This is a genomic window from Halorubrum sp. B52, from assembly GCF_059752555.1.
Map to the genome: position 1 here is coordinate 769,679 of NZ_MWTG01000009.1, position 16,105 is coordinate 785,783.

Here is a 16,105-nt window from a genome sequence, read left to right on the forward strand (position 1 = left end):
ACCTACACGGGTCTACTGTAGGTATGGCAACGAAGGGCCTCTCGAGTGCGCTGACGCTGTACGGTGCGCGAACGCTGACACTCCCTCAGGCGGCCGCACAGGCGGGCCTCAGCGAGGCCGAGTTCGTCGATCAGCTCGAGCGCCGCGGGATCGACGTGGCCGAGTCGGAGCGCGCCGCCGCCCTCGGGAACGAGTCGACCGCTCGCGCCGACTGAACGCGACCACCTCCCTCTCCTCGACGGCGGACTGTCCCCGCCGCCGTCTCCTCGCTTACCCGCACGCACAGCGTCGCGACCGTCGGCGCCGAGACCGCGTCCCTCCGCGACGACGCCCGGACTGACCTCTCCGCGACGGCGCCCTACTCCTCCGGGACGAGGTGCACGTCGCCCTCGTGTTCGAACGCGAGCACGCTGTCGGCGTCGCCGTCGACGAAGTCGGGGTTCGGCACCGTCTTGGCCTCGTAGGTGACCGGGTCGAGCACCTGGATCGCGTTCTCGTCTTCGACCGTCACCACCGTCGTCTCCGCGGCGTCCTCCCTCGTCCCGAGGCGGGTCGCGTCCGGCGCCTCCGCGTCCTCGAACTCCGAGACGTACGCCTCGCCCGTGGCGAGTCTGACCCCCTGCAGGCGCCCGGAGACGCCCGTGACGAGCACGGGACCGTCGCCGTCTTCCGGGTCGATGACCTCGCCCTCGGCGTACCGGGGGAGGCGGACCGCGAACGTCACCCGGTACACCTCGTTGCCGTCGCCGTCCTCGGTGACGAGCGTCGGGTACGACTCGAAGCTCCCGCCGAGCGCGTCGGTGATCCGGGTCGCGACGTTCTGCGCGAGCCGGTTCGAGGAGAGCTTCACGTCCGGGCCGTCGTCGGTCTCTTTCACCTCCGTGATGAACGCCTCGCGGTCGCCGTCGGCCTCCTGGGCCGCGACGTACGACTCGGCGATGTCGAGCGCCTCGGCGCGCTCCGCGGGCGTCAGGTCGCGCTCGTCCGCGCGCACCTGCACGGTGCCGGCGTAGTAGCCGCCCGCGATCCGCCCGCAGCGGTCGCAGGTCCCGCGCGATATCTTCACCGGGACGGTGACCTCCGCGGAGCGGAGCGTCCCGCGGACGACGCCCGAGAAGCGGCAGTGCATCCGGACGTTGTTCTCGTCGACCTGCTCGGGCTCGACGCCCCACTCGACGTCCGTGGCGTCGACGTGGACGCCGAGCGCCTCCGCCACCTCGTCGACGGCGACGTCGGTGTAGTCGCGCGCGCCGACGTCGCGCCACGACTCGCCCCGCCGGACCGCGCCGCAGCCGGAGCAGACCAGCACCTCGATCCGGTCGGGCGCGTCGACGAGGTCGAAGTCCTCGAAGTAGCAGTCGTCACATAACAGCGCGTCTCGGCCGCGCGGCTCGCCGGGGAGCGGCTCGCGCCGCTCCGGGACCGGATCGCCGCACCGCGGACAGAACTCCCGCGACTCGCTCATTGCCGGCGGCTACGCCGAGGAGCCGTTTAAGCGGCGCGGACCGCCGGCGCGGGCGGTCCTCCCCCGCCAGCCGTCGCGGCCGTTCGGGGCGTCCGACGCCCCGCGGTCGCCACCGCGGCCTCCGAAATCGTTTTTCGCGCGGACCGTGAAGGCCCTCGTATGAGCGAGAACCCCGACGACGAACGACTGGAGGAACTGCGAGAGAAGAAGATGGAGGAGCTCCGCGAGCAGCAGCAGGGCGGCGGCGACGCCGAGGCCCAGCGCGAGGCGCAGGAGCGCGCCGACGCCCAGCAGGAAGCCGTTCTCAAGCAGTACCTGACCGACGGCGCGCGCCAACGGCTCAACGCGGTCGAGATGTCGAAGCCGGAGTTCGGCGAGAAGGTGAAACAGCAGGTCGCGGCGCTCGCCCAGAGCGGCCGGATTCAGGGGCGTATCGACGAGGACCAGATGCGCGACCTCCTGAAGGAGCTGCAGCCCGACCAGCAGAGCTTCGACATCAGGCGGCGATAGATGGAGCTCGCGCTCCTGTACAGCGGGGGGAAGGACTCCTCGCTCGCCGCCCACCTGCTCGACCGGTTCTACGACGTGCGCTGCGTCACCGGCAGCTTCGGGCTTACCGACGACTGGGAGCACGCCGAGCGGGCGGCCGCGGAGCTCGGGTTCCCCTTCGAGCGCGTCGAACTGGACCGCGCGGTCGCCGAGGAGGCGGCCGAGACCATGCTCGAGGACGGCTACCCCCGCAACGGGATCCAGCGCGTCCACGAGCACGCCCTGGAGGCGATCGCGAGCCGCGACGTCGACGCGATCGCCGACGGCACCCGCCGTGACGACCGGGTGCCGACGGTCTCCCGCGCGCAGGCGCAGAGCTTAGAGGACCGCCACGGGGTCGACTACATCTCCCCGCTGTCGGGGTTCGGCCGCCACGCCGTCGACCGGCTCGTCGAGGAGACGTTCGACGTCCAACAGGGGCCGAGCGAGGAGGTGCCGAAGGCCGACTACGAGGGCGAGATCCGGACCCTCATCGCGGAGGAGCACGGCGAGGACACCGTCGACGACGTGTTCCCGGACCACGACCAGACGTACGTCCACGGCCGGAACGACTAGGTCGGCGCCGGGTTCGCGCCGTTCTTCCGCCGAAGCCGACCGGACCTCCCTACCGCCGCTCGTCGAGGAACGACTTCACGCCCTCTCTCGGGGGGAGCGCCGTCATTCCGCCGCGCTCTCGGACCGAGAGCGCGGCCGTCGCGTTGGCGAACGCGACCGCGTCGTCGAGGTCGGTATCGGCGCCCGAGCCTCCCTCGGCGAGCCGCGCGATCAGCCCGGCGGTGAACGCGTCGCCGGCGCCGGTGGCGTCGACGGCCTCGACCGCGAAGCCGGCGTGGCGGGCGGTCCGCTCGCCCCACGGCGCCGCCGCCGAACTCGTGACGACCGCGCCGGACTCTCCGAGCGTGACGACGGCGGTGTGGGGGCCGAGCGCCAGCAGGTCGCGACCGAGCGCCTCGCCCTCCTTCGAGGAGAGCCCCGTCGCGTCCACGTCCTCGTCGCTGGCGAAGACCACGTCGCTGTCGGCGACGATCCCGCGGACCGCGTCGACGACGGCCTCGCGCTCGCCGTCCGGCACGAGGTCCTCGCGGTAGTTGACGTCGAACGACACCGTACAGCCGCGTTCGCCGGCGGCCGCGGCCAGTTCGCGCATCGCTTCCCGGCCGTCGGAGTGCGTCAGGGCGACGCCGCCGAGGTGGACCCACGAGGCCGACGCCAGCGCGTCTTCGGGGACCGAGCTGGGCTCGAAGCCGAACGTGACGTCGCCGGAGCCGTAAAAGCGGAAGCGCCGACCGCCGACGCCGGGCGGCGAGACGACCGCGAGCGTGGTGTTGCCGTCGACGCGTTCGAACCGCGCCGGCGACACGCCCTCGTCGACGAGCGCCTCGCGCAGGAAATCTCCGAACGGGTCGCCGCCGAGCCGAGTCCAGAACGCCGGCGGCGCGCCGAGCCGGGAGAGCCCGACCGCGACGTTGGCCGGCGCGCCGCCCGGCCGGTGCGAGAAGCCGTCCACGTCGCGGAGCGTCTCCCCCGGCCCGGGGAGGAAGTCGATCAGCGTTTCGCCGGCCACGAGGATCTCCGCCATGCGAGAGACGGGGGCGCCGGGCGACATGAAAGTGTGCGGTTCGCCCCTGTTCGCTCGGTGATACCCTACTCGTCGGCGTCAGTTCCGTCCGCGTCGGGCCCGTCCGCGTCGCCCTCCGCCGCCGCGACCTCCTCGGCGACCGCCTCGAAGGCGGCGAGGATGACCCGCTTGCAGGCCTGGCCCTCGGTCGTCCAGTGCTGGGCGTAGTCGAGCATGTCGTCGTAGATGTCCGGCTTGCAGCCGGCGGCCTGCGGGTGGCCGCCGCCGTTCACCTTCCCGGCGACCTCGTGGGCGTGCCGGAACTCCTCCGAGCCGCGGATCGACGCGGAGCCGGCCGGCTTGACGATCACGGCGGCGTCCGCGCCCGCCTCGCGGAGGGCCTCCGCGACCTCGTTCTGCGAGCAGCGCCCGTACGTCACCGCGACGGTCCACTCGCCGACCTCGTGGGTGACCGCGCGGTCGACGGCGGCGTCGATCCGCGCCTCCTTCTCGACGCGACGGTCGGCGACGAACGCCTCGACGGTCTCCGGGAGGTCGGCGCCGTACGCGCCGACGACCGTCGCGTACTCCTCGCTCCCGGCCCAGTAGGAGTAGTCGGCGAGGTCGTCCGAGCGCGGGTCCTCCTTGATCCAGAGGTCGTGGTCGCGCGTCACGGCCGCCAGCTCGGCCCACCGGTCGTCGAACGCGTGGTCGAGCGAGCGCAGCGCCACGTCGGCGGTGCACTCCTCGTCGGACTCGCCGATCACGAGGTCGACGCCGAGCTCTCGGACCGCTGCGGCCGTCTCGTCGTCCCACTGGTGGTGGTCGAACCACCGGATCGAGGCGACCTCCGCCGCGAGCGCCTCCAGCGGCTCCGCGATCCACTCGTAGTCGTCGGGACAGAGGTCGCAGACGAACAGATCGACGTCGGCGTCGGCGTACGCGAGCACGCGCTCGAGCGAGGTGTCGAGCGAGTACGGCCCCGCCGCGACCAGTCCGACCGGCGAACGCGCGTGGGCGTCGGCGGTGGGGTCGTCGGCGTCGTCGTCGGTGACCTCCTCCGCGTCTTCGTCCGCCTCCTCCGCGTCTTCGCCCGCCTCCTCTCTGTCGTCCCCGCCCGCGAGCCGCGCCGCGATGGCGGCCTCGAAGTCGGCGACGTCGAGGGTGGCGTCGTACGCCTCTCGGACCATCGCCGCGCAGGCGAGCCCGTCGGCGTCGCCGTCGGCGATCACGACCGCCTCGCTCCCCTCGATCGCCTCCTTGGCCCGCCGCTCGGCGCGCTCCTCGTCCAGCGAGTCCGGGTAGAAGAAGCCCTTGCCGGGCAGCCGCGTGTACCGCGAGCGGGGGATCCCCGCCTCGTCGATGAGCTCGTCGTCCATACCGTCGGGCCGGGCGGGAGCGGGAAAACTCCGCCGTTCTCCCGGTGCGCGTCGGATCACCCCTCCCGTACTGGTCACCTCGCCCGTGCCGCCGTCCCGCCGCGTGCGTCCCTCAGATCGTCGTTCGCCGCGGGTCCTCGTCGGTGAGCTGACGGACGGTGAGCACGGGGATCGGACAGGTGCGCACGACGCGCTCCGCGACGGAGCCGATGAGGAACCGGTTCTCCCCGTGGCGGCCGCGGGTGCCCATCGCGACGACGTCGGCGTCGACGTCGCGCGCGTACCCCGAGATCTCGGCGGCCGGTCGCCCCTCGCGCACCTCGGCCGTGACGTCGATGCCGGGGTCGCGCTCCGCCGCGGCGTCGGCGACCGCTTCGAGCGCCGACTCGCCGTGGTCGTCGAGCGCGGCGCGGAGGTCCTCGCGGACCTCGTCGGGCGTGGACTCGACCTCCCCCTTGTCGACGACGTAGACGGCGTGAACCTCGGCCTCGAAGCGGGCGGCGATGTCGACCGCGACGTCGACGGCCCGCCGCACGCTGTCGGAACCGTCGGTCGCGACCACGATCGTGTCGAACATACGACTCCGTTCGCCGAGGCGATAGTTAAAAACAGGCGGTCGACCGCGGAACGGTTTCCCTCGGGAATCAGGCGAGGAAGACGTGCCGCGGCCGGTCGGCGAGCACCTCGCGGCCCCACTCGACCGTCTCGCGGAACTCGTCGGAGCCGAAGAACGTCATCGCGTCCTCCTTCGCCTCCCACTGGCTGGCGATGAACATGTCGTTCTCGTCCTCGACGTTGGTCATGAGGTCGGTCTCGACGTGGCCGTCCATCTCCGCGAGGATCTCGCCGACCTCGTCGAACGTGTCGCCGAACTCCTCGCGGTAGTCCGGCTTGACGGTGTAGAACATCCCCATCGTGCCGAAGCCGGACTCCTCGCCGGCGCGGGCGACGACGTCCGGGAGCTCCGAGAGGAAGCCGGCCGCGGTCTCGGCGGCGGAGGCCGTGTCCCAGATCGAGACGACCGCGGACCGGTCGGTGTGCCGGCCCTCGTACACCGCCGTCTTCACGTGGGTGCCGTAGTGGTCGAAGTTGCCGCGGAGCCCCTCGACCTCGTCGAACAGCTCGTCGACGTCGGCCTCGCTGTACAGCACGGTCGCGTACACGTCCTCGCCGTGCGGCTTCCCGGCGTAAATGTCGAGGTCCGCGAGCTCGCCGCGGATCTCCTCGTCGGAGACGCCCTCGCCGCCCGCCTCCTCATCGCCGTGCGGGTGGTCGCCATCGCCGCCCGCCTCCTCATCGCCGTGCGGGTGGTCGCCATCGCCGCCCGCCTCCTCCTCGCCGTGCGGGTGGTCGCCGTGCGCGGAGCCGCCGCCGGCGCTCGCGTGGTCGTGGCCCCCGCCGCGGCTCCCGCGGCTCTCGTCGCCGTGGTGGTCGCTCTCGCCGTGAGCGCCGCCGTGTCCCCCCTCGCCGTGGCCGTGCTCGCCCTCCCGGTCGGCGTCGCCCGTGGGCACCGTCTCGCCCGCGAGGTACGCGCCCAGGTCGGCCGGCGGGAACCGCCGCCCGATGTAGAACTCCTCGAACTCGCCGTACCGCGATGAGGCGGGGTCGAACCGCATCTCGTAGACGATGTCCTTGATGTCGGTCGGGTCCGACCCGAACAGCGTGACGCCCCACTCGTGGTCGTCGAGGCCGACCGAGGAGGCGATCACCTGCTTGATCTTCCCGGCGTACTCCTTGCCGACCTCGCCGTGGCCGGCCATGAGCTCCGCGCGGTCCTCGAAGGAGAGGTCGTACCAGTTGTACTCCTCGCCGCGGCGCTTGCTCATCGGGTAGAAGCAGACGTACTCGTCGTCCGGGATCTCCGGGGTCAGCTTCCCCTCGATGTACCGGCGGAGACCGGCGTCGACCGCCTCCGGCCCCTCCTCGAAGTACGCGTCGGAGACGTAGCCGGAGACCTCGGTGACCGAGACGTACGAGGTCGTCCGCTCGGTGAAGTTCGCGAGCGCGGTGTCCTCGAACCGGCGCTCGATCGACGAGAGGTCGTCGAGCGTCGGCCGGAAGTGGACGAACAGGAGGTCGGCCTTGTGTCCGAGCACCGAGAACAGGCCGGAGTCGCCCTCGTCGGCGTCGGCGACGAGCTCGCGGTGTTTCAGGAAGGCCTTCCCCTCCTCGATCGCCCGTCGTCGCTCCCGCTCGGGGGCGTCGCGCCACGCGTCCCAGTCGATAGACCGGAAGTCGTGCAGCGCGAACCACCCCTCCTCGGTCTGTGGTGCCTCGACCATACCTCGGCTTGGGGCCCCGCTACTTAGGGGCTTGCGGGTCGCGGCCGCGACGGTCCGGAGCCGGGCGGTCCGGCGACGCGCCGCCTCGCCGCCGCGCTCCCGGTTGTCGCGACCGAAACGCTTTCACGACGATCCCGGAAACGTGTCGACGATGCGCAAGAGCGGGCCGCCGAAGGGGCTGATCTCGTACCTCGTGTTGGAGCTGCTCGACGAGCGCCCGCGCTACGGATACGAGCTGTTAGGCGAGATCACCGCGATCAGCGGCGGCCACTGGGAGCCCTCGTACGGCTCCGTCTACCCGATCCTCTACAAGTTCGAGGAGGAGGGCGTCGCCGAGCGCGTCGAGCGCGCCGACGAGCCCGACCGGAAGTACTTCGCCCTCACCGACGCGGGCCGCGAGGAACTGGCCGAGAAGCGCCGCGAGATCGGCGCGGAGGCGAAGGAGTTCGGCGACGTCGTCCTCGGCTTCTATCACCTGTACGCCGCGCTCGCGACCGACGACCGGTTCGAGGTCGACGACGCCGACGGCGACTGGGCGTACTCAGAGCGCTACAGCGCGTGGATCGTCGAGCAGACGATCCGCCACCACGAGCGCGACTTCGGCGAGTTCGAGCGGATCGACGCCGCGCCGGAGGCGTTCTACGCGGAGGGAGGAACCGCCGAGAGCGACGCGGCTCCCGACGGCGGCGACGCTCCACCCGACGGCGACGACGCTCCACCCGACGGCGACGCCACCGGTCGCACCGACTGAGGCGTCGCGGGAGCGGGCGGACCGGGACCGTCATCCCCGCTACCGATCGATGAGCCGCCCGAGTATTCCCCCCGGCAACCCGGCTCGGACCAAGCGGTCGTACAGCCGGTCGGGGAGCACCGCCGCCAGCCGCGGGAGCCACCGCGCGCGGCGGCTCACCCGGTAGACGGCGCGCGGACTGTCGGTCGTGGCCGCGACGACGACGCGCTCGACCACCGTCTCGACGTCGGTGGCGGCGGGCGAGTACCCCTCAAACGCTCGGTAGGCGTCGGCGTAGGGTCCCCGGGAGTTCGCGTCCGCGTTCCGCTCGGTGACCCCCGCGGCGGCGCGTTCGTTGAACCCGGTCGGGACCGGCCCGGGCTCGACGAAGGCGACCGTCGCGCCGCGGGGCTCGACCTCGCGCCGGAGAGCGTCGGCGTACCCGCGCAACCCGGACTTCGCGGCGCTGTAGGCGCCGTGGTACGGCAGAGCGGTCGCCCCGACCATCGATCCGACCAGGACGATCCGGCCGCCGCGCCCCCGGATCGACGGGAGGGCGGCCCGGACGACGGTGTGGACCGCGGTCAGGTTCGCGTCGAGCTGGCGGCGGAACGAGTCGACGGTGGTGTCCTCCACCGCCGCGATCTCGTACCCGCCGACGCAGGAGACGACGCGGTCGAGTTCGCGGTCCGCGAGGAGCGCCTCGACCGCGTCGCCGTCGCGCAGATCCAAGGCGTGCGTCTCCGCGGCCTCGGGGAGGGCCGCCAGCCCGTCCGCGTCGCGGTCGAGCCCGATCACGTCGTGGCCGGCCGCCGCGAGCGTTCGCGCGACGCCGCCGCCGATCCCGCCGGCCGCCCCGGTCACGAGGACGCGCATGGGGACCGATAGCGACCGCGGGGCCGTGACGCTGGCGATTCGCGCCGGTTCCGGAGCCCGCGGCGGGCGGCCCGGACCGCGCTCCCGAAGGCATATACCACCGACCCGCGACTACCCGACGTATGTCATCCGACGAACCGTCGGTCCCGATCGTGTGCACCGAGTGCGAGACGGAGACCAGCGTCCCGCTCTCCGACGTGGCCGACACGCTCGCGAAACACAACGACGGGAAACACGACGGCGAGGAGGTGGCGGAGGTCGATCCGGCGCTGAAAGACCGCCTCGCCGACCTCGTCGCCGAGGACCTCGGACTGTTCGACGAGGCGTAGGCGGCGAGCGAGAGGGGACGACCCGCCGGAGAAGAGCGGCCGCCGACCGCCACCGGTCGACCGCGGGCGGTCGATTGTCGGTCACGGTCACGGACGCCAGTGGTTCGCCGCTCCCGGAGCCGCTCAGTCGTTCCGCGCGAGCGCGCCCTTCGGGTGGCCCTTGTGCTGGAGGTTCCGGTTGTCGCGCTTCCGCGTCGCCGTCGCCGGGATGACGGTGTCGGCGTCGACCTCGCGCCGCGGCCGTCCGGTGTAGCCGTGGTCGGGGTGTTCGGCGCAGTGGGCCATCGCGTCGTGGGATCCCTCCCACGGCCCCTCGTCGCAGCCGTCCGCCGTGCAGACGAACACTATCTCATCAGACATGTTGAGCGAGGCTTCCCGGTCGGCGTATATAAAGGTGGAGCCGTGGTTATCAATATCGATAACGGGGCCGTAGCGGGCTTCGATCCGGTCGTTGCGGTCCGGGATCCTGACTCGGTCGTTGCGGGCCGGAATCCGGACTCAGTCGCCGGCGGCGGGAGCGCCGAACAGCTCGACGCTCGTCCCGTCGTGGCGGCAGTCCTCCAGTGCGTGTTTGGCGGCGAACCCCGCCTCGTGGGCGGAGGCGCCCCGGCCGACGCCGACCTGCAGCTCAACTTCCACGTCGTCTTCGACGTGCGCGACCGCGTCGGCGAACGCGCGCTCGGGGAGGTCCGGACAGACGGCGATGATGTTGTCGCCCCCGACGAAGAAGGAGAGCGCGCCGTGCCGCTCCCGGAGGTAGCGCATGAGGGAGGCGTACGCCCGTTCGATGTTGATGAACGTGTCGAACTCGTTGAGCCGGTCGGTGTACTTCCCGGTCGCGTTGACGACGTCGAAGTGCGCGACCTGGAGGTCCGACCCCGTCGTCTCCGTGAGGTACTCGCCGGCGAGCACCTCGGTCCGGGCCTTGTCCTGGGCGCTCCCTTCGAGCTGGAGCTGCCGGTTCGCGGCCTCCAGCGCGTCGACCGGTCGCTCGGCGACCGCGGTGCCGAGGCTGATGCTCACCGGGTACCGGTTCCCGATCGACTCCTGGAGAGCCGCGTGGGCCGCGCCGTCCACGCCGTTCGTCACCGCGATCATGTTGTCGAAGCGCGTGAAGAAGACGTACGCGTCGCGGTGGCCGACGAACTGGGCGATGTCGGCGAACAGCCGCGACTGGAGCGTCTGGAGATCCATCTCCCGGCGCGGCTCCGGTGTCGTCGTCCACGGCCCGTAGTTGTCGATCTGGACGAGGGTCACCTGGGTCGTCGTCACAGTGGACTCCGATTAGGAGTCGCGCCGCTTTACCCTTCCGTTATCCCGAAGCTGGAACCGGTATCGTATCTGGGAGCCTCGGCTTCTCCGACGAACCGCCGAACCGGCCCCGCAACCGCCACGGCCCCGCAACCACTAGGGCCGTGGCGCCCCGACGAGGGACATGGCATTCAGCGGCGCCGTCCTCGACGTGGACGGCACGGTCGTGCGAGGCGACGATCCGATCCCGGGCGCCCCGGCCGGCTACCGCCGGCTCCGAGAGGCCGGGATCGAGACGCTGTTCGTCTCGAACAACCCGACGAAGGCGCCGCCGGCGTACGTCGACCGGCTCGGCGCCGCGGGGTACGACGTCGACGTCGACAGCGTGTTCACGGCCGGGACGGTGACGACGCGATACCTCGCGAAGCGCCACGCCGATGACGACCTGCTGTGTATCGGCGACCCCGGCCTGCTCGACCAGTTCGCGGAGGCGGGGCTCTCGACGACCGACGACGTCGACGCCGCCGACGCGCTCGTCGCCTCGATCTCCCGCGGGTTCGACTACGAGGACCTCTGTACCGCGCTGTGGACGCTGGAGCGCGGCGTCCCCTTCATCGGCACCGACCCCGACGTGGTCATCCCGGCCCCCGAGCGCGACGTGCCCGGCTCCGGCGCCGTGATCAACGCCATCGCCGGCGTCGCCGAGCGCGAGCCCGACGTCGTCCTCGGCAAGCCCTCGGACACCGCGATCGAGATGGTCCGCGAGCGGCTCCCCTACCCGCCCGAGGAGTGCCTCGTCGTCGGCGACCGCCTGAACACCGACATCGCGCTCGGCGAGCGCGCGGGGATGACCACCGTGCTCGTCAGGTCCGGCGTGACCGACGATGACCGGCTCGCCGCGGCCGACGTCGCCCCCGACCACGTGCTCGACGACCTCGGCGACATCGACCGGGTCCTCGACTGACCGCGTCCGTCTCGCTCCCCCCAGTACTTCCGCTCCGTGGATAACGCTTATACCGACCAGTCGCTTTTTGCCTCGTATGAGTGGCGTTGACACGCACGAGGAGGCGACCGGGGACGACGACGAGGACCCGGAGCGTCCCGTCCGCGTGATCGAGGGACACGCGGTCCAGTTCAACGAGTACCGGTACTGACCGACGCCGCGGTCGCCGGCCGGTGTCGGGACCGTTAAGTGCTCGTCCCGGGTAGCCGAACCCGTGATACGGAGGCTCCGACGCGCGAGTACCTTCGCCGCCGTGGCCGCGCTCGCAGCCCTCGCGCCGACCCTCGGCGACGCCGCCGTCGTTCCCTTCCTCGCCGTCGCCGGCCTCGCCTTCTTCGGGATCCGCGACGGCGAGTGGTTCGAGACGCTCGCGCTGCCGGGCGACCGGGAGGAGGAGCGGCTCTACGGGCTCGTCGCCTTCTCGGTCGCCGCCGCCGGCCTCGCGCTGTTCGCCTCGCTCCCCCGCGCCCCCCTCCCGTACGAGGCGTTCGCCGCGGCGGCGCTCGCCGTCGGCGGGGGACGGCTGGGCCGAGAGCTCGTCGGCCGGGCGACGAGCGACGAGTTCCCGCTCGTCGCCGGCTACGTCGGCGTCGGCGCGTTCGCGGCCCTCGCCGGACAGGTCGCGGTTCGACTCCAGACGGCGGCCCTCGGCGTCGACGGCGGCTTCTCCCTCGGCGGGGCCGCCGCCGTTCCGAGCGTCGACCTCGCGGGAGCGTCGTCGTCGCTGACGACCGCGCTCCCCGACCTCGTCTTCCTCGCGTCCGTGGCGGCGCTGACCGCCGCGCTCGTGCGGTCGCTGGTGTTCGCCCGCGACGCGCACATCACGGTGATCCTCGTCGCGTTCGCGGTCTGGGGGTTCCTCGCGCTCGACCCGACCGTCACCGTCCCCCTCCTCGCGTTCGGGCTCGGCGTGACCGCCGCGCTCGGCTACGTCTCCTTCGCGCTCGGTACCGCCTCGGTCCCCGGCATGCTGACCGGGGTGCTCTCCGCGCTGCTCGCCGTCGTGCTCGGCGGCGTCGGCTGGTTCCTCACGCTGATGTCCTTCTACGCCGTCGGCGGCCTCGCCTCGAAGTACCGGTTCGACGAGAAGGCCGCCCGCGGCGTCGCCCAGGAGAACGAGGGCGCCCGCGGCACCGGCAACGTGCTGGCGAACTCCGCGGTCGCGCTCGTCGCGCTCGTCGGCTACGCCGCGACCGCCCACGTCGCCCTCCCCCCGGCCCCCTTCGCGTTCGCGTTCGCGGGAGCGACCGCCACCGCGATGGCCGACACGCTCTCCTCGGAGATCGGCGGGCTGTACGACGGGCCGCGGCTCGTCACGACCCTCAAGCGGGTCGAGCCCGGCACCGACGGCGCGATCACGTGGCAGGGCGAGATCGCCGGCCTCGCGGGGGCGCTCCTCGTCGGCGGCCTCGCCGCGGTCGGGATGCCCGTCGGCGATCTCGCCGTCGGCGTCGGGGTCGTCGTCGCCGCCGGCGTCGCGGGCATGACCGTCGACAGCCTCCTCGGCGCGCTGGTCGAGGGCGACCGGATCGGCAACCAGACCGTGAACTTCCTCGCGACGCTGGCCGGGGCGGCGGTCGCGGTCGCGCTCGGGGTGACGGCGCTGTGACCTCTCCCGCTCGCGACGGCGAGAACGGGAACGCCGAATCGTCCGACGGGGACGTCGCCTCCCCCGACCCGCGCGTTCGCGCCGCCCGCCCGCCCGACGCCGACCGGATCCGCGAGCTTCAGGCGTTCCTCCGGCGGCCGAACCCGGACCTCTTGGAGTACGGGCTCGCGGTCGGCTCGGCGCTCGTGAGCGCCGCCGACGGCCGGCCCGTCGGCTACCTGCTACCGGTCGACGCCCCGAACCGGCCCGGCGTCCACGTCGCCGAGCTCGTCGTCGATCCGGACCACCGACGCGAGGGACGCGCCAGCGGCCTCCTCTCGGCCGTCATCGCCGACGCCGACGGCCCCGTAACGCTGCAGGCGCACCCCGACAACGACGGGGCGCTCGCGCTGTACGACGGGCTCGGCTTCGACGTCGTCGACCGACGCCCCGACGCGTACGCCGACGGCGATGCGCTCGTGTTGCGCCGGGAGTAGGAGGAGTGCCCCCGGGAGCGGCCGGCGTCTCCCGGGTCGGCCGACGCTCCCACCGACCTCCGGAGCGAGAACAGACAAAAGGACTATTCGAGCCCCGCGCTTCGAGCGAGACATGAGCGACGCCGACGCGGACGGGAGCGCGGGAGGGGACTCCGGAGCGAGCGGGGACGCCGCCGAGGCGATCGACGTGGACTTCGGCGAGGACGGGCTCGTCCCCGCGATCGCCCAGGACGCCGACTCGGGCGAGGTGCTGATGCTCGCGTACGTCTCGCCGGAGGCGCTCGACCGCACCCGCGAGACGGGCGAGGCGCACTACCACTCCCGGTCGCGCGACGAGCTGTGGCACAAGGGCGGCTCCTCCGGCCACACGCAGGCGGTCCGCGAGGTGCGAGTCGACTGCGACGCCGACACCCTGCTGTACCTCGTCGACCAGAACGTCGGGGCGTGTCACACGGGCCACCGCTCCTGTTTCCACCGAACGATCGACGGCGAACACGTGGGAGAGCGCGTCTTCGACCCGGACGAGGTGTACTGAATGGGCGGCGCGGGGGCGGCGACCGAGGCGAGCGACGCCGACCCGGTCGCCGAGGCGGGCGAGGCGGCCGCGACGCTCCGCGAGCGCTACGACGAGCTCCGGCGGCTCGAAGGCCGGATCGCCGACCTCGGCCGGGAGCGCGTCGAGGCCGCGGCGGACACGTACCGACGGGCTCACCGCGTGCTCGACCAGTACGAGGAGGACGCGGTCGGCAGCGGGGACTTCGAGGCGTACGTCCGGTTCGAGGGCGAGTTCGCAAACGCGGTCGACGTCGACGACGACGCCCTCGCTTCCGACGCCTTCGCGGCCGCCGACGAGGCGGTCGACAAGAAGCGGCTCTCCGAGTCGGACTTCGAGGCGGCCCGCGAGGCGCTCGAACCCGCCGAGGAGTACCTCGACCTGCTCTCCGACCGCGACGAGGCGGTCGACGACTACCGGATCGCCCGCAAGGACGCCCGGGAAGCGAAGAAGCGTCTCGCCGCCCGGCTCGACGAGCTGCGCGAGGTCGCGGACATGGCCGACGCCGACCTCGACGCGGACGTCGACCGCCTCCGCGAGCCGGTCGAGACGTACAACGAGGCGGTCCGGGAGTCGTTCGACGACTTCTTCAAGTCCGCGTCGGCCCGCGACGTCTTCGCCTTCCTCGACCGCGCGGACGCCACCCCGTTCGTCGACGTCGACGTGCCGCCGACCGACCTGTCCGACTACGTCGCGGAGTACGAGGCCGGCGAGGAGCCGCTCCCGACCCTGCTGGAGTACGCTGACTACTCGAACTCCAAGCTGGAGCACTACGTCGACGACCCCGGCGCACTCCGGACGGCGGTCGCGGTCCACCGCACGTACATCGAGCGGCTCGACGGCGAGCCGCTGACGCTCGACTGGCCGCCCGCCGCCGGCGACGAGCTCGCCTACGAGATCGACGAGCTGATCCCGCTGGTCTCGCGGGTCGCCGCCGACGAGACGGTCGCGACGCTGCGGGCGGTCCGGGACCTCGCGCGCGACGGGGAGTACGAGCGGCTCCGCCGCGCCGCCGAGGTGCGCGACGCGCTCGACGAGCCGGAACTGGAGCTCGTGCGGACCGGCGCCGTCGACGATCGGGTGCGCGAGGCCGAGCGCACGCTCGAAATCGTCGAGGACGTGCTCGCGGAGACGGAACGGTAACAGCCTTTTAACTCACTTCTCTCGGCGAAGCGCACCCTTTCAAGAGCCGCCGGCGCCGACGTGGTGACATGACCCGATTCGACGCCGCCACCGAGGACGAGCGGCTGAAGCTGTTCGCGGACGCGGCGACCGCCCACCGCGCCCGGTCGAGCGACGTGATGACCGTCGACGTCGACCCCGACAGCGACGTCACCGAGGGCGGCGAGGTGCCGCCGTGGATCCAGCTCGCCGGCACGGAGCTCGTCTTGGACTGCACGGACGACGAGTTAGAGCGACTGAAAGCGCTCCTCGGCGAGTTCCCCGAGTTCCGGATCGACGAGCTCGTCAGCCCGGAGGAGGCCGAGGGGACGAACGCGGTCGTCACCGCGCGGTCGGACGCGAACCGCGTGGCGGGGTTCGTCGAGCGCGCGTTCCGCGAGGTGTACGGGCTCGACGACGACTACCGGGCCTGGGTGACGGCTATATAACTTGAATTGCGGTGTTGGTGTCGGCCGTTTATAACTGATTGACGGCTCTGCGGTGAACACCTCCAAAGTCGCAGCCGTTCGCTTATAAATGATTGATACCGGTTCGGCGGAGAACGCCTCCAAAGCCCCAGCCGTGAGGACTCGCGCGACTCGCTGCGCTCCTCGACCGCTCACTCCGTTCGCGGTCTGTGGTGCTTGCGTCGTCGTGCTTCGTCCTCACGGCTGCCCCTTTGAGTCCCACCCCGCCCGCACTACGACCGCAGCCTCACACCTCCCCAACCTCGTCGGCTGGCCTCCGCTTCGCTCCGGCCGGCCGCCTCCCTCGCGGGCTCCTCGCGGCCGCCGAGGGCGGCCGCTCGGAGGCGCGCCACCGCTTCGATCGTTTATAAACCGTAGTTCGATGACAACGTGCGTCTCGGCGACTCGCCGCGATTC

19 protein-coding genes are annotated in these 16,105 nt (G+C 72.1%); 11 read left to right on the forward strand and 8 right to left on the reverse strand.

Annotated features, from left to right (window positions below):
• Positions 1-23 precede the first annotated feature (23 nt).
• Complete coding sequence (locus tag B4V04_RS12415; RefSeq protein WP_498232056.1) at positions 24-215, forward strand: DUF7317 family protein; 192 nt, start codon at positions 24-26, stop codon at positions 213-215.
• 143 nt (positions 216-358) lie between these two features.
• Here B4V04_RS12415 and B4V04_RS12420 read toward each other — a convergent pair whose 3' ends face one another.
• Complete coding sequence (locus B4V04_RS12420; protein WP_498232058.1) at positions 359-1,465, reverse strand: 60S ribosomal export protein NMD3; 1,107 nt, start codon at positions 1,463-1,465, stop codon at positions 359-361.
• Positions 1,466-1,624: 159 nt separating this feature from the next.
• Here B4V04_RS12420 and B4V04_RS12425 point away from each other — a divergent pair, with 159 nt between their 5' ends.
• Entirely contained in the window at positions 1,625-1,975 is a 351-nt protein-coding gene (locus B4V04_RS12425; RefSeq protein ID WP_144797189.1) for a DNA-binding protein, read from the forward strand.
• A complete protein-coding gene (locus B4V04_RS12430) occupies positions 1,976-2,569 on the forward strand; it encodes a DUF7411 family protein (RefSeq protein ID WP_498232060.1) in 594 nt (197 codons plus the stop codon).
• Positions 2,570-2,618: 49 nt separating this feature from the next.
• On the opposite strand, the gene B4V04_RS12435 is transcribed toward B4V04_RS12430, so the two are convergent.
• From B4V04_RS12435 to B4V04_RS12450, 4 genes are all read right to left on the reverse strand, one after another.
• The gene (locus tag B4V04_RS12435) at positions 2,619-3,593 is read right to left on the reverse strand and encodes a carbohydrate kinase family protein (RefSeq protein WP_498232062.1); all 975 of its coding nucleotides are present in this window, start codon (positions 3,591-3,593) and stop codon (positions 2,619-2,621) included.
• 65 nt (positions 3,594-3,658) lie between these two features.
• A complete protein-coding gene (locus B4V04_RS12440; protein ID WP_498232064.1) occupies positions 3,659-4,951 on the reverse strand; it encodes a DHH family phosphoesterase in 1,293 nt (430 codons plus the stop codon).
• A gap of 112 nt (positions 4,952-5,063) precedes the next feature.
• Positions 5,064-5,528 carry a universal stress protein gene (locus tag B4V04_RS12445; protein ID WP_498232066.1) on the reverse strand — a complete coding sequence of 155 codons (465 nt, stop codon included), beginning with the start codon at positions 5,526-5,528 and terminating at the stop codon, positions 5,064-5,066.
• A 67-nt stretch (positions 5,529-5,595) separates the two neighbouring features.
• A complete protein-coding gene (locus B4V04_RS12450) occupies positions 5,596-7,233 on the reverse strand; it encodes a heme-binding protein (RefSeq protein ID WP_498232068.1) in 1,638 nt (545 codons plus the stop codon).
• A gap of 151 nt (positions 7,234-7,384) precedes the next feature.
• Between B4V04_RS12450 and B4V04_RS12455 the strand changes: the two genes are divergently transcribed.
• The gene (locus B4V04_RS12455) at positions 7,385-7,984 is read left to right on the forward strand and encodes a PadR family transcriptional regulator (protein WP_498232070.1); all 600 of its coding nucleotides are present in this window, start codon (positions 7,385-7,387) and stop codon (positions 7,982-7,984) included.
• Positions 7,985-8,023: 39 nt separating this feature from the next.
• Here the strand turns inward: B4V04_RS12455 and B4V04_RS12460 are convergent, their stop codons facing one another.
• Entirely contained in the window at positions 8,024-8,839 is an 816-nt protein-coding gene (locus tag B4V04_RS12460; RefSeq protein ID WP_498232072.1) for an SDR family NAD(P)-dependent oxidoreductase, read from the reverse strand.
• 122 nt (positions 8,840-8,961) lie between these two features.
• Between B4V04_RS12460 and B4V04_RS12465 the strand changes: the two genes are divergently transcribed.
• A complete protein-coding gene (locus B4V04_RS12465; protein WP_144797177.1) occupies positions 8,962-9,168 on the forward strand; it encodes a DUF8149 family protein in 207 nt (68 codons plus the stop codon).
• 123 nt (positions 9,169-9,291) lie between these two features.
• Here the strand turns inward: B4V04_RS12465 and B4V04_RS12470 are convergent, their stop codons facing one another.
• Positions 9,292-9,528, reverse strand: coding sequence for a hypothetical protein (locus B4V04_RS12470; RefSeq protein WP_498232074.1), 237 nt, complete (start codon positions 9,526-9,528; stop codon positions 9,292-9,294).
• 138 nt (positions 9,529-9,666) lie between these two features.
• The gene (locus B4V04_RS12475; RefSeq protein WP_498232076.1) at positions 9,667-10,440 is read right to left on the reverse strand and encodes a GTP cyclohydrolase III; all 774 of its coding nucleotides are present in this window, start codon (positions 10,438-10,440) and stop codon (positions 9,667-9,669) included.
• A 163-nt stretch (positions 10,441-10,603) separates the two neighbouring features.
• Between B4V04_RS12475 and B4V04_RS12480 the strand changes: the two genes are divergently transcribed.
• The 6 genes from B4V04_RS12480 to B4V04_RS12505 all read left to right on the forward strand — a co-directional run bounded on the left by B4V04_RS12480 (position 10,604) and on the right by B4V04_RS12505 (position 15,670).
• Positions 10,604-11,383, forward strand: coding sequence for an HAD-IIA family hydrolase (locus B4V04_RS12480; protein WP_498232078.1), 780 nt, complete (start codon positions 10,604-10,606; stop codon positions 11,381-11,383).
• 253 nt (positions 11,384-11,636) lie between these two features.
• Entirely contained in the window at positions 11,637-13,031 is a 1,395-nt protein-coding gene (locus tag B4V04_RS12485) for a DUF92 domain-containing protein (protein WP_498232080.1), read from the forward strand.
• A 107-nt stretch (positions 13,032-13,138) separates the two neighbouring features.
• Positions 13,139-13,507, forward strand: a complete 369-nt coding sequence (locus B4V04_RS12490; protein WP_498232459.1) for a GNAT family N-acetyltransferase — start codon at positions 13,139-13,141, stop codon at positions 13,505-13,507.
• A gap of 112 nt (positions 13,508-13,619) precedes the next feature.
• A complete protein-coding gene (gene hisI, locus B4V04_RS12495) occupies positions 13,620-14,042 on the forward strand; it encodes a phosphoribosyl-AMP cyclohydrolase (protein WP_498232082.1) in 423 nt (140 codons plus the stop codon).
• On the forward strand, positions 14,043-15,203 hold the full coding sequence (locus B4V04_RS12500) for a DUF7118 family protein (protein ID WP_498232084.1): 1,161 nt from the start codon (positions 14,043-14,045) through the stop codon (positions 15,201-15,203). It abuts the gene before it with no gap.
• 68 nt (positions 15,204-15,271) lie between these two features.
• Complete coding sequence (locus B4V04_RS12505; protein ID WP_498232085.1) at positions 15,272-15,670, forward strand: DUF7975 family protein; 399 nt, start codon at positions 15,272-15,274, stop codon at positions 15,668-15,670.
• Positions 15,671-16,105: the final 435 nt, after the last annotated feature.

Excerpts from the sequence above, each read along its gene's own strand:
- B4V04_RS12415 (WP_498232056.1), top strand. The coding sequence starts at position 24 with ATGGCAACGAAGGGCCTCTCGAGTGCGCTGACGCTGTACGGTGCGCGA.
- B4V04_RS12420 (WP_498232058.1), bottom strand. The coding sequence starts at position 1,465 with ATGAGCGAGTCGCGGGAGTTCTGTCCGCGGTGCGGCGATCCGGTCCCG.
- B4V04_RS12425 (WP_144797189.1), top strand. The coding sequence starts at position 1,625 with ATGAGCGAGAACCCCGACGACGAACGACTGGAGGAACTGCGAGAGAAG.
- B4V04_RS12430 (WP_498232060.1), top strand. The coding sequence starts at position 1,976 with ATGGAGCTCGCGCTCCTGTACAGCGGGGGGAAGGACTCCTCGCTCGCC.
- B4V04_RS12435 (WP_498232062.1), bottom strand. The coding sequence starts at position 3,593 with ATGGCGGAGATCCTCGTGGCCGGCGAAACGCTGATCGACTTCCTCCCC.
- B4V04_RS12440 (WP_498232064.1), bottom strand. The coding sequence starts at position 4,951 with ATGGACGACGAGCTCATCGACGAGGCGGGGATCCCCCGCTCGCGGTAC.
- B4V04_RS12445 (WP_498232066.1), bottom strand. The coding sequence starts at position 5,528 with ATGTTCGACACGATCGTGGTCGCGACCGACGGTTCCGACAGCGTGCGG.
- B4V04_RS12450 (WP_498232068.1), bottom strand. The coding sequence starts at position 7,233 with ATGGTCGAGGCACCACAGACCGAGGAGGGGTGGTTCGCGCTGCACGAC.
- B4V04_RS12455 (WP_498232070.1), top strand. The coding sequence starts at position 7,385 with ATGCGCAAGAGCGGGCCGCCGAAGGGGCTGATCTCGTACCTCGTGTTG.
- B4V04_RS12460 (WP_498232072.1), bottom strand. The coding sequence starts at position 8,839 with ATGCGCGTCCTCGTGACCGGGGCGGCCGGCGGGATCGGCGGCGGCGTC.
- B4V04_RS12465 (WP_144797177.1), top strand. The coding sequence starts at position 8,962 with ATGTCATCCGACGAACCGTCGGTCCCGATCGTGTGCACCGAGTGCGAG.
- B4V04_RS12470 (WP_498232074.1), bottom strand. The coding sequence starts at position 9,528 with ATGTCTGATGAGATAGTGTTCGTCTGCACGGCGGACGGCTGCGACGAG.
- B4V04_RS12480 (WP_498232078.1), top strand. The coding sequence starts at position 10,604 with ATGGCATTCAGCGGCGCCGTCCTCGACGTGGACGGCACGGTCGTGCGA.
- hisI (WP_498232082.1), top strand. The coding sequence starts at position 13,620 with ATGAGCGACGCCGACGCGGACGGGAGCGCGGGAGGGGACTCCGGAGCG.
- B4V04_RS12500 (WP_498232084.1), top strand. The coding sequence starts at position 14,043 with ATGGGCGGCGCGGGGGCGGCGACCGAGGCGAGCGACGCCGACCCGGTC.
- B4V04_RS12505 (WP_498232085.1), top strand. The coding sequence starts at position 15,272 with ATGACCCGATTCGACGCCGCCACCGAGGACGAGCGGCTGAAGCTGTTC.